Source organism: Ruegeria profundi (assembly GCF_049800715.1).
GTDB classification, from domain to species: domain Bacteria; phylum Pseudomonadota; class Alphaproteobacteria; order Rhodobacterales; family Rhodobacteraceae; genus Ruegeria; species Ruegeria profundi_A.
In genome coordinates this window covers 219112-234357 of sequence record NZ_JBNAFO010000005.1, presented here as the reverse complement: position 1 = coordinate 234357, position 15246 = coordinate 219112, and the positions used below count along the sequence as shown (strand labels likewise).

Sequence of the window (15246 nt, the reverse complement as noted above, 5' to 3'; positions counted from 1 at the left end):
GGCTTCTCCCTCGATCAATTTCAATCAAGGCTTAACCCCGATTCCTTTAGAAACCGTTTTCAGAACCCAGTTGGAGAACCCACAATGTCCGATCTCGATCCGATGCTTCTGAAATACGAATTCGACAGGCTGTCTGCGGTGCGCCATGTGGGCCTTGTCTCCGGCGTGGCGCATGGGGTGATCGAGGTCAGCGGCCTGACGGACCACGCGCGAATCGGTGACCTGTTGACGCTCCACCGCCGCGCGGGTCCCGATCTTGAGGGCGAAGTTCTGCATGTGGGGGCCGAGCATATCCACATGATTCCCGGCTCTGCGCCCGATGGCGTCAGCCTTGGCGACCGTGTGAGCCTGAAGGCCTCGCCCGAGTTTGCGCCGGGGATGCATTGGTTAGGTCGGGTCATTGACCCGTTTGGCCGGGCGCTGGACGGAAAACCGCTGCTGCCGGGGGCGCAGGCGCGGGACATTGTGCAACCTCCTCCGCCCGCTGTGGAGCGCAAACCGCTGGGTGAACGGATGGCAACGGGCCTGGCAGTGCTTAACACCATGCTGCCGATCGTGCAGGGCCAGCGCGTTGGCCTTTTCGCTGGCTCGGGCGTTGGGAAATCGACGCTGCTGGCGACTCTGGCCCGGTCGATGCAGGCGGATGCGGTTGTCGTGGCTCTGGTCGGGGAACGCGGGCGCGAAGTGAATGAATTCGTGGCCCATGCGCTGGGGCCCGAGGCGATGAAACGCGCTATTGTCGTTGCGGCGACCTCGGATCAGTCCGCTCTGGCCCGTCGCCGCTGCGCGTGGTCAGCGATGTCGGTGGCCGAGTATCTGCGAGATCAGGGCCTCAACGTGTTGTTCCTGGCCGATTCGGTCACGCGTTTTGCCGAGGCGCATCGTGAAATCGCCGTGGCAATGGGGGAATTCCCCTCGCTGCGCGGGTTCCCACCGTCGGTGACCCCTTTGATCGCCAATCTGTGTGAGCGCGCCGGTCCGGGCACACAGGCTCAAGGCGACATCACGGCTGTTTTCAGCGTTCTGGTCGCTGGTTCCGATATGGACGAACCCGTTGCGGATATCCTGCGTGGCGTTCTGGACGGTCATATCGTCCTGAGCCGCGACATCGCCGAGCGCGGGCGATTCCCCGCGATCGACCTCAGCCGGTCGGTATCGCGCAGCCTGCCCGTTGCCGCGACCGAGGCGCAGAACCAGATGATCTCGGAAACCCGCAAACTTGTGGGCAGCTACGAGCAGTCCGAGGTGATGATCCGGGCCGGTCTCTATGCCGAGGGTTCGGACCCGCTGTTGGATCAGGCCGTGCGTGTTCATGATGAGCTGGACAGCTTCTTTGGCAAAACCGATCCGGAGGGTATTGAGAACAGTTTCAACCGGCTGTCCCTGATCCTGCGCAGGGCGTCGGCAGGCTTGCCGAGATGAGGCGAAATCCGAAGCATTTTAAGTGTTAAGTCGCCCTTAAGACCTGCACTGCTACGCCTGTAACTGGGTGATAAAAAGGTGGTGGAGATGGGTGCGCAAACCAATGCGGCGCCAATCATCATCAAGAAGAAGCGTGTATCAGGTGGCGATGGCCATCACGGTGGCGCGTGGAAGGTCGCATATGCGGACTTCGTCACGGCCATGATGGCCTTCTTCATGTTGATGTGGCTGCTGAATGCAACGACCGAAAAACAACGCAAAGGGCTGGCGGATTATTTCTCGCCAACGATTCCGGTGAATCCGGTCTCGGGTGGGGGCGATGGGGCCTTTGGCGGCAACAACATGTTTTCCGAGAAAACGATGGTGATGGACGGATCGGGCGCAAGCGCCCGTTTCCCGACCGATGCCCGAAAGGCGCGCGGCTCCACCGGGGTGGATGCCGACGGCGCAGGTAAGGGAACGACCGAGGATTTCTCGACACTCGAAGCGCAGCTTTTGGGACGCACGGGCGAGAGTATGGTGTCGGACAAGGTGCTGAAGCACATCGTCACGCGAGTCACCGACGAAGGGTTGGTGGTAGAACTGTTCGCCACCGAGGATCAGCCTCTGTTCGAATCGGGAACAGACAAGCCCACCACGATGATGCGCGCGCTTGCTCTGTTGGTGGCCCGATCATCGGATCTCGTGCGCAATGACGTCGCCGTCGAAGGGCATGTCAGCGCGTCTCCAGTGGTTCTGGCCGACAACCCGGCTTGGGATCTGTCCACCGCGCGGGCGCAGGTTGTTCGGCAGCTTCTTGAGGATAAAGGTTTTTTAGAACAACGGCTTGACCGGGTGACCGGGCACGCGGACCGAGAGTTGTCGAACAGCAATCCCATGGCCGTTCGCAACAACCGGATCGAGGTGATCTTTTTGCGAAATGGCTAAAGGATAGGTGGCATTTTACCTGTTAGCGCGCTGTTAAGGCCCAGCGCGTTACCTGTTGCATCAACGATTGACGCAACAGAAGGGCGTGCCAATGACCATTTCCTCTTCGCTGAATGCCGGTGTGGCCGCGTTGAAGGCCAATGCCAACAGGCTGGCTACGATTTCAGACAACATCGCCAACTCCTCGACCTACGGCTACAAGCGGGTGGAGACGGATTTTCATTCCATGGTCACCTCGGGCCAGGGGGGTAGCTATTCCGCCGGTGGTGTGCGCACCACAAGCCAGCGGCTGATCGATCAACGTGGCTCGCTGGTCACTACCAACAACTCGACCGATTTGGCCGTGCGCGGGCGGGGTATGCTACCGGTGCAGCCAAGCTCACAGATTGTAGGCGGCTCGAATGAGATGCTACTGACCACCACCGGGTCGTTTCGCACCAATGATCAGGGGTATCTGGTGACAGAGTCGGGCCTGGTGCTTCTCGGTTGGCGTGCGAATCCGGATGGTTCGATCCCTGCTGTGCCGAGGGATACGCCAGCTGCGCTCGAGCCCATTCAACTAAGTGTGAATCAGCTGTCGGGTGCCCCAACAACACAGATGAACCTGCGCATGAACCTGCCCGCCACTGCCACAGATGCGGGCGCGCCAGGTGATACACAGCCCCTGTCTGTTGAATACTTCGACAACCTTGGCAAATCCGAAAGCGTCGATATCGAGCTGGTGCCGACCGTGCCGGCAACAGGGTCCAGTAATGAATGGACCATGATCATGCGCGATTCAGCGTCAGGCGGGGCGGTGATCGGCGAATACACTCTGACCTTCACTGACAGCCGGACCGCAGGCGGTACGCTTGCCACGGTCACTCCGGTAACAGGTGGCGCGTATGATCCGGCAACCGGCAGCGTGGTTGTGAACGTCGCGGGCGGCCCGATGGAGATCAATATCGGCCAGATCGGCGATGCGGATGGGATCACGCAATTGTCGGACACCTTCGCCCCCGTCTCGATCACGCGCGACGGGTCAGCGGTGGGAACGATGACCAGCGTTCAGGTTGACGAAAACGGATATGTCTACGCCTTCTACGACACCGGCGTCAGCCGCCGCATGTTCCAGATCCCTCTGGCAGATGTCCCAAACCCAAACGGCCTGACCGCGCTGGATAGCCAAACCTACGCACCGTCGCGTGAGAGCGGCACGTTCTTCCTGTGGAATGCAGGCGAGGGTCCAACGGGTGACCTCGTATCCTTTGCGCGCGAGGAATCCACCACGGATGTCGCGACCGAGCTGACCTCGATGATCAAGACCCAGCGTGCCTATTCCTCAAGCGCCAAGGTGATCCAGACCGTCGATGAGATGCTGCAGGAAACCACCAATATCAAACGCTGACTTTGACCCTCGGAAAGGACCCGTCGGATGAACCTGTCGACAGCTTTGAACAACGCCATGACCGGTCTGACCGCCACCAGCCGGGGCGCGTCGGTCGTTTCCGGAAACATCGCCAACGCCCTGACGCCCGGCTACGCAAAACGCTCACTGGAGCTGACCACCAGCCTGATTTCAGGCAATGGCGTCCGCACCGCAGGCATCATTCGACATCAGGACCCGGTTCTGACGGCCAATCGCCGCGCCACCGACGCCGATCTGGCCCATCACTCTGCCAAATCGGACTTTCACACGCGCTTCGAGGGGTTTGTGGGCACGCCCGAGGACCCGACATCAATCTCGAACCGATTGGTCGGATTTGAAAGCAGCCTGATCACGGCGACCAGCTTACCGGATTCGGTCGAACGACTGGATCAAGTGGCCCGCAGCGGACGCGATCTGGCAGCCAGCCTGGACCGAGCCTCCGAAGGTCTGCGCCAATTGCGCTCGGATGCTGATCGGACGATCGGGGCGCAAATTGCAAGCCTGAACCAAACCCTCAAGGATATCGAAGACCTGAATGCCAGAATCCCGGCGATCCGACATTCTGGCGGCGACATCAACGCCTTTCTGGATCAGCGGCAGGTTCTGATCGATCAGGTGAACGAACTGATCCCGGTGAATGTCGTGCCGCGCGACATTGACCGTGTCTCGCTGTATTCTGACGGCGGGCTGATCCTGCTTGAAGGAAAGGCCGCCGAATTTTCTTTTACCACCACTGGCGATACCCAACCGCATATGACCGTGGCCAACGGACTGCTGTCGGGGTTGGAAATGAACGGCAACCCGGTCCGAACCGGCGGGGACACCGCGCAAATCCGAGGCGGAGCTTTGGCTGCGCAGTTCGAAATCCGCGATCAGCTTGCGCCCAAGGCGCAGGTCCAGCTCGACACTGTCGCCCGCGATCTGGTAGAGCGTTTTGAAACACCCGGGCTGGACCCGACGCTTCTGGCGACCGACCCCGGGCTGTTCACCGATGCAGGCAACCGGCTTGATCCAACCGCGATCACAGGCCTCGCGTCACGGATCAGCCTGAATTCTAGCGTTGATCCCGATGCAGGTGGCGACAGCTGGAGGCTGCGCGCGGGATTGGGTGCTGCCGCTCCGAATGACCCCGGCGACTCGAGCCAATTGCAGGCGTTCAGCGCAATATTGGACTCAGCCCGCCCGGTGGTAGGCGCGCTCTTTGGCACCGGCACCATGCGCGCCGCAGAAATCACCGAAGCAATGATGTCCCGCGTTGGGGCAAACGTCCATGTTGCGGATCAACGCAGGTCCTTTGCCACCGGCGCGCAGCAGCAGATGGCACAGTTGGAAGTCGAACAGGGCGTGGATACCGATCAGGAATTGCAGCGGCTGATGCAAATCGAACAGGCCTATGCCGCCAATGCCCGCCTCATCTCGGTCGTAGATGAGCTGATGGAAACCCTTCTGAGGTTGTAAACATGACTTTGACATCCATAGGTGATCTCGCGCGCGGTCTGACCTTGCAGACCCGGTCGGCCGAGATCAAACAACAGATCGAAACCCTGTCCTACGAAATGTCGACCGGGCGGGTGCAAGACGTGTCCGGCCATTTGGGCGGTGACTACGCACATCTCCTTGATCTGGATCGCAGTCTGGCACGTCTGGACGCGTTCGGCATTGCTACCGCCGAGGCCGAATTATTCACGGACTCCATGCAGCAAAGCCTTGGCGTGTTCAGTGACTCAACTGGCGAGATGACGGCAACTTTGCTGGCCTTTGGGACGGCAAACCACGCCGTGACGCATGAACAAGCCTCGGTCCAGGCCCGGAATGAGTTGGACACTATGATGTCCGCGCTGAACACCCGGATTGGCGGCCGCAGCCTGTTTTCAGGCACTGCGACGGATGTCTCTCCGCTGCCCTCGGCCGAGACCTTGCTGACCGCGCTTGAGGCTGAGTTGACGGGCTTGGTGACCGTGACCGATATTCGCAACGCAGCCGAGGCTTGGTTCAACGACCCAGCAGGTTTTGACGCGGTCATCTACCAAGGGTCGAACGCTGCACTGCCGTCCATGCAGATTGCCGAGAATGAACGCATTACTCTCGATATCACGGCAACGGACCCAACGCTGAAGGCGGCGCTCAGGGAAGTTGCTGTCGCCGCACTGGTTGCCGACGACGCTTTGGCGGTGCCAAACGATCAGCGCACCGGGTTGTTCAAGCAATTGGGTGTTGCCTTGGCAAATGCTCAGGATGATACGGTCATTTTGCGGGCCGAGGTCGGTGCAGCCGAAGCGCGTGTCGAACAGGCGACAAGCCGAAACGCCGCCGCGCGCACCAGTCTGGAATACACCCGCAACGCCCTGATTGAGGCCGATCCCTATGAAACGGCCACCAAGCTTCAGGCCGTGCAGTTCCAATTGGAAAGCCTCTATTCCGTCACCGTTCGTAATGCGAACCTCTCACTTGTGAATTTCCTGAGATGAGGGTTATTGTTTTTCTTCTGGCTCTGATGCCCAGCCTTGCGTTCGCCGGCGCAATCCGTCTGAAAGATCTGGTTGATTTCGATGGGGTGCGCGGCAACGATCTGGTCGGCTACGGCCTGGTCGTCGGCCTGAATGGAACCGGCGACGGGTTGCGGAATTCCCCCTTCACCGAAGAGATCATGTCCAACATCCTCGAACGGCTGGGCGTGAATGTGAATGGCGAGGATTTTCGCCCCAAGAACGTGGCCGCCGTCCTTGTGACGGCCAGCCTCCCCCCGTTTTCGCGGGTCGGAGGGCAGATCGACGTCACTGTCTCGGCCATCGGGGATTCAAGTAGCCTGTTGGGCGGCACGCTGATCATGACCCCGCTGAACGCGGCGGACGGGCAGATCTACGCTGTTGCCCAAGGCACAGTGCTGGCAGGTGGTGCATCGGCTGAGGGTGAGGCCGCGACCGTCGTCCGGGGCGTTCCGACCTCGGGCGTGATCCCATCCGGCGCGCGGGTCGAGCGCGAGATCGACTTTGACTTGTCTACCCTGACCCAAATGCGGTTGGCCCTGCGTGAGCCTGATTTTACGACAGCGGGCCGGATCGAAACGGCCATCAACCGCGAATTCAACCGCGCCGTGGCCATCATGCGCGATTCCGGAACCGTTGAGCTGAACATCGCGGCCACTCAGTCCGCGTCGACAGCGCATGCAATCGGTCGGATCGAAAACATCCTAGTTGAGCCTGAAACCAAGGCCCGCGTTGTGGTCGATCAGCGCTCGGGCACGATCGTCATGGGGCAAGAGGTTCGGATATCTCGGGTCGCGGTGTCGCAAGGCAACCTGACCCTGACGGTAGAGGAGGCTCCGATCGCGGTTCAACCCAACCCCTTTGCTGACGGAGAGACCGTAGTGGTCCCCAGAACCTTCGCCGGCATCGAAGAGGAAGAAGGCACCGGCCTGGCCGAAATCCCAGAAGCCACCACCTTATCTGAGGTCGTGGCAGGCCTGAATGCCCTGGGGGTTTCGCCGCGCGACATGATCGACATTTTGAAAACGATCAAAGCCGCGGGCGCCCTGCATGCCGAATTCATCGTACGATAGAGGCCCCCTTCACGGGTCGGGCCCCTATTTTGATTTCCAACTATCCAGCCAACGGCGGAAACGACCGCGCCGTTCATCGATAGCGTCGCCTGCGGCATAGATCCCATCTTCCATCGACTCGAGCATTGGGTCGATCCGAGCCTGACGGAACCGGCGCCAGCGTACCCAAAGCGCCCAGACAATGGCAGCAAAGACCGTCAGGAAGACAATGTTGAACCACGGGATGATCCGCACGTCCGGCCCGTCGACCGGTTTGATAAAGACGGCGTTAGGGAAGATAGACATGAACTCATTGCGCCAGCCATAATGGGTTACAACAACCCAGTCGGGGTTGTTCTTGTCCGAGATCGCGTCATTGGCCTCGGTGTACAGGTTGGCGGTGTCGAACTTGAAATAGAACGGCCAGCCCCAGCCGGTATCCTCGTTCCGATAGACGATGGGCTTCCCGTTAGCACGGACGGCCTGGATAAACTGCACGTCGCGGTTCGACAGGCTGGCAGATTGGTCTTCGGGCTCGGACCAGAAAATACGGGTCCAGTCGTTCAGATCTTGCCGTTCTTCATAGGTGTTGACGATGCGCACAACATCATGCTGCGGCAGCGAGTATTGCAGGATCACAGCGACGGTGCCCCAGAAGATGATAATGAATGCCCATTTCACATAGGCCATGCTGTAACCCTCACATATAATTCACGATGTAGATCAATGCGCCGATTGCCACCCAAGGGACAATATAAACCGCCAGGATCAGTTTGCGCCGGAACGAATTGTCATAGACGTGCAGCCCGCGTTCCACAAAGGCCTCTTTGTTTCCCTGTTTGCCCTTCTCGTCCCACCACGTCTCAAGCTTGCGACGTCGGACGCCGCGCGAATAAAGCGACAGCGCGAAATAGGCAATTGTCTGCAGAACCAGCAGGACCAGAAACAGGCGCATCGCTCCAAACATATCAACTCCTCCCGACGGCGCCCCAAGGTCCGACCCGCGCGATGATTGTATCGCTGACACGATCTTCTCCGCTCATGTCCGGTTCATGACCGAACAGAGCCGCACGGGCACCGGATTTATCCACTTGATACTCGCGGGCCAGAAACTCGGCAACATAGGCCTTTTTGGCCTCGGGCCACGTGGCATAGGTTTTGTAGAACAGCTCTTTGTGACAGATGAACATCTGGCGGGGGTCCAGCGGAGCCAGTTCGGACAGCAACATATTCACCAAATCGCGGTACGGCGTATCCGCGGCGCGCAACGTGTAGAAATACGCCGGATGGTCCGAGGTGATCCGCGGCCAAGGCCCCCCATCCGTCGCCCAGCGCAAGAGTTGGGCGAGACCGTGATATGCCTCGGGCAAGCGATCCGAGTGGTTTCGCGCCAAACGCCTCATATCGCGGCGATCCAGCCCCATCAGATCAACATCAGCATCTGCGGCGGCGGCAACGGTCAGAAAATCCATCTTTTGCTGAAGGATTGCCGCCGCATCCACGCCGCGTGCCTTCACTATGGGTTCGACCAGATCGTTATAGTCGAGGAATTTGGCAATCTGGTTCCTTTGGGACGGGTCAAACGTGTACTTGATTTTCAGATCGTCAGTTTTTTCGCCCATGCAGATCGCCGCCGGGTGATCCATGTCGGGAAACAGGTACAGCCCGCCGAAATGTGCCGTCCAGAAGTTGCGCTGCTCAAACGCCGCGTGACGGAGGTGGACCGGGTTGCGGGTGACGTCTCCGGTTTCCTTCGCGGTTTCGATCATCCGGGCGATCAGCACGTCATCGAACCAGGCATCCTCGGCGGTTTTGAACTGTTCGACCATGCCCGCCAGCTGCTCGGCCTTGCGAAGGGTGCCGCCAGCTGTGTCGGCCTCAATCTCGATCTTGCGCAGGTTCAGCAGATCATTGGCCGTGGTGAGTTTGAAGACCGAGTTCACCAACTCTCCGGCTACCGCATCGGTGGCGGTCAGGGCAAACAGCTGCGCCTCGTTCATTTCGATAAACTCGCGCAGAATATCGCGCGAGGTTGAAAACTTGACGTTCAGCAGAGGCGCGCGTTTTTGTTCGGTCGTCAGCAGGATGAACTGCCGGTTGACCCCATTGGGGTTAAGGTAGAGCGGGTCGTCCAGCTCAATCCCCACCTCCGGCGAATAGCCCGAGATATCGACATGGAAATCCGTCAGTGCCGTGGTCTTGCCCGCAAGATGCTGCAACGCGCGGTTGTACCGCTCCACCAGAGCCGGGCTGGAGATGTGGACGAGGTTGCCGAACATCAGGCCTTTTTCGATGAGGCGGATCATAGCTTTGACACGTCCAATTTGGTCTTCAAGAACATCTCCAAATCTGAAATCACCGCCTCAAGGTCTTTTTGGAATTGATCTACAACTCTGGTTGGCTCAATCACCACGTCGCCATATTTTTCGAAAATTTCACCCGCCTCTTTCCGATCCAATTCATCTGCAGAAGGGTCATCGAAACTAAGATACCATTCAAGCCCGGTAAGAAGTTTAGCATGGAGTGCAAACAGCTTGTTGATGTGGGCATCTTCAGGCCAATTCCAAATAGCCCTAGCTTCCAAGGATACCGTCTCGAATTCAATTTTCAGGTCTCTAGCGGTATCAGATTTTTTAACGACGTGTTCCGCAAGTTCTTTGAAGAAACCAACTTCATCGAAAGAGTCCTCTTTCGACTTTCTAAGCACGCGTGGGGTTTCTATTTGAGGCACCAAAGTCGGACGCACGGTCCTAAATCTCATTTCTTTTATCGCGGATTGGTATTTAATTAGCGATAGTAGGAAACGGCGGGCTAGCTCATTGTCGCGTTCCCAACGTTTCTGGGCCTTCCAGGACCTCAAACCGGCGAAACCAATACCGGCGCCAAGTAAGCTGGCAATAGTCAACGCCGAGTTTCTAATAAGGTCAGTCCACTCTAGAGGAGTCACTCCTTCACCTCCAAACAACGTCGCTTGGCCTCTTCCATCCGACCCATCTCTCGTACCGAGTTTGCGATGGCGACCTCGTCGCTCGTGTCGGCACAGCGGAACTCGCAATTGAATTGGGTTTTCATCTTGCGTGACACCTGTCTGATCCCACCCTCTTGAAACGCCAAACAACAACAACCGCCAACGCCAACAACGGCAATGCAAACGCCCGCGCCGTAATCTGCAGGTTGAACCCAAGGTAAGACACCACGCTGCCTTCAAACAGGATCAGGGACTCTTCCCATGAGGTGCCCTCGAATCCGCTGCCCGCATTGAGACCGAACTGGGTTAGAAACAGCACCGCCACAGCGGCCAGAAATCCGATCACGCCCCAGCGCAGAGGCAGGATCAGACCTAGAACAAGTGCCAGACCGGAAATCGCGTAGACGAGCACTATCCCTTCCCCTCCAAATACCGCCGCTTGGCCTCTTCCATCCGACCCATCTCTCGCACCGCGTTCTCGATGGCGACCTCGTCGCTCTTGTCGGCATAGCGGAACTCGCTGTCGGCGTAGCGGTTGATTTCCTGCAGCACCATCTCAACCGTGATCGGCTGACGCAGGTCCTCGATCATGGCTTTCTTGGTGTCGTAGTCGCGGAACAGGAACAGGTCGGGGTTCTCCATCCACTCGTCGGGCAGTTCGAAGTCCATCGCGCGGACCTTGACCGCGTCGGTGATGTTCTTGATCGCACGACCAGTGAACCGCTCATCCGCCTGCTGGATCGCCTTGAGATAGGTGCCCAGCTTGGCGATCGTGTCCATCTGGCCGATCTCGCCGGAGACCCGGTCATAGACCTGCAACAAGGCGTCCTCATGCGGGCGTGCGTGGCTTTCAAAACTGGCGGCGACGGCCTTTTTGATCTCCTGCGCGGCATAGGCTTCGTGTTCGCCCAACGGGATGTCGTGGTTGCGGCCCATCAGCAGGTGCAGGATGTCGATATAGTCCTCACGCGTTTGCGGCCCGTCCACCAGAAACCGTGCTCCGGCACGCTGACGCAGGGCGTCGTCCACGTTCTCGGGATAGTTCGAGAACATGCCAAAGGTGCAGTTGCCGCGGACAACGGTGTTGGCGCCGGCAAAGCTTTCCATCAGCACGGCGGTGATTTCCAGCTGCCCGGCCGAGGACTGCCGGTCGCCGCGTTTGCCCGCAAGCTGGTCGATATCGTCGATCGTGCCGAAACCGATGACAGAGGGGTCGATGATCGTGTTGATAAACGCCTTGGCGTTCTGGCCGGATTTACCCTGATAGCTGTCGATATTGTCGGTGCTGAGGTTCTGATAGCGGAACGGATAGCCTGCGTTCTGGCAATAGTCGTTGATCAGCCCTGCCATCATCTGGATCAGAGTGGTCTTGCCCGTACCCGGCTTGCCGTCGCCCATGAAGGTAAAGATAAACCCGCCGAGTTCCGCGAACGGGTTCAGGCGACGGTCGAAGTCATAGGCCATCAGCATCTTGGCCAACTTCATCGCCTGATACTTGGCGATATGGTTGCCGACCACCTCGTTGGGTTTCTTGAACGTCATGGTCAGGGTGGTGGATTTGGCCTTAGAGGCCGGCTCAAACCCCCGGATCGTCAGATCGTCGGCCTCGATATGCCAGGCCGCGTTTTGGAAAGGGGCCAGATGGCCAGCGGATTGCGCACGCAGGGCGACCTTGTCCATCAGTTGCTCGGCATAGGCGCTGATGGCGGCGATCAGATGCGCGTCGTCGGGGGCGTGTTTGGCCAGCACCTGATCCAGCTCCCACAAGGCTCCGTGCAGGGCAAGCTGGCCGTTGTCGGTCAGAACCTCTTCGATCTCACCGATATCGACAGTGGTCTCGCCCAGAAGGGACGACATCAGATAAGCCAGCGCGTTGCCCAGCACATGAGACGTCACCAGCGCCTCAGCCGTCAGCAGTTCCGAAAACTCGGTCTTGCGCGCGACAGGCAAATCCCCCGCCAGATTGGCCCGCTTCAAATCGGTCAACGGAGTCTGATCAGCATAGGCTTCGGCCACGGCCAGAGCGATGGCAATTGCGCGCCGAATGGCCTGCTGCGCGGTGGCCTGAGGGGGCGAGACCAGCGTATCACCATCATCCGAAGCCTCGATGCGCTCAACCAGATGCACCCCATCCGCTCGCACAGTGCGACGTGTCACCAATCCCGGCGTGGTCGATCGAAACCGCCGTCCAGTGGACACGCCCGATGACCGCTCTACCGCCACTTCAACGGGTTTCGCAATCCGCGGCGCGTGTTCGAACCCGTTCAACAAGGCGGTCGCCGCCGGGTAATGCTTGCGAATATCGTCTTCGCGCAATTCCATCTGATCTGACGTCAAACTCATCTCAAAAACCGCCCATTCTTCTTCTGTTCAAAAATACCTCCGCCGGAGGCAAAAATTCTAATAGCGCAACACCTGCCCCGATTTGCTGACCACGAATTTGCGCACATCGGCAAAACCAGGAGGGTTTCGTTCTGCCAGAACCTGAAACGGACGCTGAGGCAGAATGATCGAACGCTGCGTGCGCGTCGCTCCGGTCTCGGCCCCCTGCCCGCCAAACGGGTCCAGCGCAAACACCTCACGCTCGACGGTCGAGAACCACCCGGCGCGTTCCTCGATCACCTCTTCGCTTTCCAGTTCTTCGGTGGTCCATGCCAGCGCCCAGTCCTGCCCCTCGGGCGCCTGCGCGTCCTCTAGCACCTGCCGCAAGGGGCCGGATTGCTCGGTAAAGGCCGAGGAATACATCGGCCCCACATGAATGCGGCGCAGGTGTTTGGGATGCAGGTCGTCGAAATCCTGATCGAACCCTTTGGCGATGGTCACCAGTTTCAATCCGCCTAAGGATTGCGCCATCAGATGCGCCTGCACCTCGGGCCAGCGGCGTTGATCCTTGGGCAGCGCCGTCTTGCCGCTATCCTCCAACTGCATCAGGTAGATGACCGGCAGATTGATCTGGCTGTCATAGACCGCCCAATGGATCATGAACTTGCGCCGTTCACCCTCATTCCCGATCCAGTGGCATTCGGGATCGTTGCGCGCCCAGAAAAGCTGACCTTTCAGCAATTCTTCATAGTAGAGCCTTTGGGACAGGGCGAATTGCAGCTTGGTCGGGATTTCCTGGTCGCCGATGATCGTTCGCACCATGTCGGTTTTCAGATCATCTTCCGAGGGCATATTCGCCAGATGCACCTGAGCCTGCTGCGCGTCATTGGCCATGGTCAGCAACTCGGCCGCCACCGGAAAGCCGCTGTCGCGCTTGTCCATGGCGAGGCTGCCGAAGAACCGCCCCGTATCGCGCCCGACCAGCAGGTATTTCATGCTGAGCGCACGGAAGGTGTAGAGCAACCCCGAGAGGTAGCGCGACACGATCCGCACCTCTTGCTTACTGATCGCGCCCTCAGCCTCCATCGTCGCGGCCACGCGCAGGAGGTGGACGGTGATCACCTCGAATTTGCGGAAATACCGGCGCGAGGCGAAGGTGTCGGTCAGGCCGACATGGTCTTGGGTTGGGTTATTCATTTAGATTACCGACCAATAGAAGGAATACCTCGAATGCCAACCAAAGCGCGCCCCAGACTGCAAATACGGCTGAAACTCCAAAGGATCCAAGCGCGAAGACCAATGGTACGAAGAACATCATCAACCTCAGGTCGGGACCAAGGTATGCTGGAATCAATTGGGTCAGGTACCCGAATAGGATGAGAAGCGCCCCAAAGAGCGCAACGCCCACTGCTGAACTTAGCATCTTTAGCGGCGAACGGATTGAGTCCTCACCCTCCATACAAATTCTTATCATGCTTTTCGACAATCGAGGCGAACCGGCGGGCAAAGCGTTCATCTGCTTTGGCCTTTTTCTCCAGCACGTCGCGGGCAAAGACCATGTGGTCCTCATGCGCCTCGAGCATGTCGGCCATTTTCTGGTTGGTTGCGGTGCCGATGGCGGCCATGGCGGTTTGCGCCTCTTGATCCGTCTGCACGCCGATCTCGTTGATGCGGTGGGCGACGTCCTGCTGCTGAGCGGTTTTCAGCGATTTGGTCAGCGCGTCATACAGCACCACGCGCTGTTGCGTGTCTGTCTGCAGCTTGTTGATCAGCACCATCTGCGTCGCCGCCTGGTTCTGCAATGAATCAACCCAGGTCTTGCCCTTTTCGATATAGCGCTCCAGCGTCTGTGACTTGGCCAACTTCACCTGCTCTTCCTGAACTTTGGCGTTGTATTGCTTGTTCAGCTCGGCCAGCTCGGTTTCCAGCTGGGTACGCGCAGCGGCGTCCTGTTCGACGCTGATCTTGTTCTCCAAGGTGATGATCGTCGGGTCCATGCCCTGAATCTCGACCCGCAGCGCCTCGAGCTCTGCAACGGTGGCTTCACGGTCGTCCAGCGTGACGGTCAGGTTGTCCTCGACCTTTACGCGCTGCTCTTCCAGCACGGACAGTTGCCCCTCCAGCAGTTTGACGATCACGTCGGATTTGGCGATCAGGTCCTGAAGTTTGTCGTCAATATTGGCCGTGCGCATCCGCTCCTGCCGCATCGACTCGGATTTGCCTTTCGAGAATATGCCAACAAACGATTCCCACCCGGTTTTCGAGCGCATCTCGTCGAAATCCTTAGAAAACGCACTGGTGACATCGTCCAGCCCCATGATCAACTCAGCGATATTGGCGTTCATCACCTCGGTATGGGTATGCACATCCTCAAGCGTGGCGTTTTCGATGTCGATATCCGCCTCGGCCGTACCGATTTTGGCGCGTGCGGCCTCGATACGTGATGTCAGGCCTTCGATCTGCGATTGCGACTCACGCACCTTGGACTGAGTCTCTTTGATCAATGCCTCAAATTGCTGGTTCGACATCTATGCTATCCCTTTTTCTTTATATTTCTATATAGATAGGTAATGTAACACGCATTTACATCCCCTATCGCTCGGAAATTTCGAAAACTGTCGCAAACTCCCAAGAGAAATGAAAGCCATATGGCACCGGCGG

The 15246-nt window shown here is 58.5% G+C and carries 15 protein-coding genes; 6 read left to right on the top strand and 9 right to left on the bottom strand.

All coding sequences use genetic code 11. From position 1 onward, the window contains the following. Nucleotides 1-84 precede the first annotated feature (84 nt). The 6 genes from ACP15L_RS10825 to ACP15L_RS10800 all read left to right on the top strand — a co-directional run bounded on the left by ACP15L_RS10825 (nt 85) and on the right by ACP15L_RS10800 (nt 7316). Complete coding sequence (locus ACP15L_RS10825; RefSeq protein ID WP_425084156.1) at nt 85-1422, top strand: FliI/YscN family ATPase; 1338 nt, start codon at nt 85-87, stop codon at nt 1420-1422. An 87-nt stretch (nt 1423-1509) separates the two neighbouring features. Further along, a complete protein-coding gene (locus tag ACP15L_RS10820) occupies nt 1510-2349 on the top strand; it encodes a flagellar motor protein MotB (RefSeq protein ID WP_425084155.1) in 840 nt (279 codons plus the stop codon). Between the two features lie 91 nt (nt 2350-2440). Beyond that, nucleotides 2441-3736, top strand: coding sequence for a flagellar hook protein FlgE (locus tag ACP15L_RS10815; RefSeq protein WP_425084154.1), 1296 nt, complete (start codon nt 2441-2443; stop codon nt 3734-3736). A gap of 27 nt (nt 3737-3763) precedes the next feature. Further along, complete coding sequence (gene flgK, locus ACP15L_RS10810) at nt 3764-5215, top strand: flagellar hook-associated protein FlgK (protein WP_425084153.1); 1452 nt, start codon at nt 3764-3766, stop codon at nt 5213-5215. A 2-nt stretch (nt 5216-5217) separates the two neighbouring features. Continuing rightward, nucleotides 5218-6225 (top strand): flagellin, encoded by a 1008-nt coding sequence (locus ACP15L_RS10805; protein ID WP_425084152.1) that lies wholly within the window; start codon nt 5218-5220, stop codon nt 6223-6225. After that, complete coding sequence (locus ACP15L_RS10800; RefSeq protein WP_425084151.1) at nt 6222-7316, top strand: flagellar basal body P-ring protein FlgI; 1095 nt, start codon at nt 6222-6224, stop codon at nt 7314-7316. Before ACP15L_RS10805 ends, ACP15L_RS10800 begins: the two co-directional genes overlap by 4 nt. Nucleotides 7317-7340: 24 nt before the next feature. On the opposite strand, the gene ACP15L_RS10795 is transcribed toward ACP15L_RS10800, so the two are convergent. From ACP15L_RS10795 to ACP15L_RS10755, 9 genes are all read right to left on the bottom strand, one after another. Further along, on the bottom strand, nt 7341-7985 hold the full coding sequence (locus ACP15L_RS10795) for a DUF1523 family protein (protein ID WP_425084150.1): 645 nt from the start codon (nt 7983-7985) through the stop codon (nt 7341-7343). 10 nt (nt 7986-7995) lie between these two features. Next, the gene (locus ACP15L_RS10790) at nt 7996-8262 is read right to left on the bottom strand and encodes a hypothetical protein (RefSeq protein WP_170379920.1); all 267 of its coding nucleotides are present in this window, start codon (nt 8260-8262) and stop codon (nt 7996-7998) included. Nucleotide 8263: 1 nt separating this feature from the next. Next, nucleotides 8264-9601, bottom strand: coding sequence for a DUF6638 family protein (locus tag ACP15L_RS10785; protein WP_425084149.1), 1338 nt, complete (start codon nt 9599-9601; stop codon nt 8264-8266). After that, nucleotides 9598-10242, bottom strand: coding sequence for a hypothetical protein (locus ACP15L_RS10780; protein WP_425084148.1), 645 nt, complete (start codon nt 10240-10242; stop codon nt 9598-9600). The genes ACP15L_RS10785 and ACP15L_RS10780 overlap by 4 nt, the downstream gene beginning before the upstream one ends. Beyond that, nucleotides 10239-10367, bottom strand: coding sequence for a hypothetical protein (locus ACP15L_RS10775; RefSeq protein WP_425084147.1), 129 nt, complete (start codon nt 10365-10367; stop codon nt 10239-10241). The genes ACP15L_RS10780 and ACP15L_RS10775 overlap by 4 nt, the downstream gene beginning before the upstream one ends. Then, on the bottom strand, nt 10364-10675 hold the full coding sequence (locus tag ACP15L_RS10770; RefSeq protein ID WP_425084146.1) for a hypothetical protein: 312 nt from the start codon (nt 10673-10675) through the stop codon (nt 10364-10366). Before ACP15L_RS10770 ends, ACP15L_RS10775 begins: the two co-directional genes overlap by 4 nt. Next, entirely contained in the window at nt 10675-12606 is a 1932-nt protein-coding gene (locus tag ACP15L_RS10765) for an ATP-binding protein (protein WP_425084145.1), read from the bottom strand. Before ACP15L_RS10765 ends, ACP15L_RS10770 begins: the two co-directional genes overlap by 1 nt. Nucleotides 12607-12663: 57 nt before the next feature. After that, the gene (locus tag ACP15L_RS10760) at nt 12664-13782 is read right to left on the bottom strand and encodes a hypothetical protein (protein ID WP_425084144.1); all 1119 of its coding nucleotides are present in this window, start codon (nt 13780-13782) and stop codon (nt 12664-12666) included. A 251-nt stretch (nt 13783-14033) separates the two neighbouring features. After that, nucleotides 14034-15113, bottom strand: a complete 1080-nt coding sequence (locus ACP15L_RS10755; protein WP_170667918.1) for a hypothetical protein — start codon at nt 15111-15113, stop codon at nt 14034-14036. Nucleotides 15114-15246 lie beyond the last annotated feature (133 nt).

Excerpts from the sequence above, each read along its gene's own strand:
- ACP15L_RS10755 (WP_170667918.1), bottom strand. The coding sequence starts at position 15,113 with ATGTCGAACCAGCAATTTGAGGCATTGATCAAAGAGACTCAGTCCAAG.
- ACP15L_RS10820 (WP_425084155.1), top strand. The coding sequence starts at position 1,510 with ATGGGTGCGCAAACCAATGCGGCGCCAATCATCATCAAGAAGAAGCGT.
- ACP15L_RS10815 (WP_425084154.1), top strand. The coding sequence starts at position 2,441 with ATGACCATTTCCTCTTCGCTGAATGCCGGTGTGGCCGCGTTGAAGGCC.
- ACP15L_RS10795 (WP_425084150.1), bottom strand. The coding sequence starts at position 7,985 with ATGGCCTATGTGAAATGGGCATTCATTATCATCTTCTGGGGCACCGTC.
- ACP15L_RS10760 (WP_425084144.1), bottom strand. The coding sequence starts at position 13,782 with ATGAATAACCCAACCCAAGACCATGTCGGCCTGACCGACACCTTCGCC.
- ACP15L_RS10775 (WP_425084147.1), bottom strand. The coding sequence starts at position 10,367 with ATGAAAACCCAATTCAATTGCGAGTTCCGCTGTGCCGACACGAGCGAC.
- ACP15L_RS10785 (WP_425084149.1), bottom strand. The coding sequence starts at position 9,601 with ATGATCCGCCTCATCGAAAAAGGCCTGATGTTCGGCAACCTCGTCCAC.
- ACP15L_RS10805 (WP_425084152.1), top strand. The coding sequence starts at position 5,218 with ATGACTTTGACATCCATAGGTGATCTCGCGCGCGGTCTGACCTTGCAG.
- ACP15L_RS10800 (WP_425084151.1), top strand. The coding sequence starts at position 6,222 with ATGAGGGTTATTGTTTTTCTTCTGGCTCTGATGCCCAGCCTTGCGTTC.
- ACP15L_RS10825 (WP_425084156.1), top strand. The coding sequence starts at position 85 with ATGTCCGATCTCGATCCGATGCTTCTGAAATACGAATTCGACAGGCTG.
- ACP15L_RS10790 (WP_170379920.1), bottom strand. The coding sequence starts at position 8,262 with ATGTTTGGAGCGATGCGCCTGTTTCTGGTCCTGCTGGTTCTGCAGACA.
- flgK (WP_425084153.1), top strand. The coding sequence starts at position 3,764 with ATGAACCTGTCGACAGCTTTGAACAACGCCATGACCGGTCTGACCGCC.
- ACP15L_RS10765 (WP_425084145.1), bottom strand. The coding sequence starts at position 12,606 with ATGAGTTTGACGTCAGATCAGATGGAATTGCGCGAAGACGATATTCGC.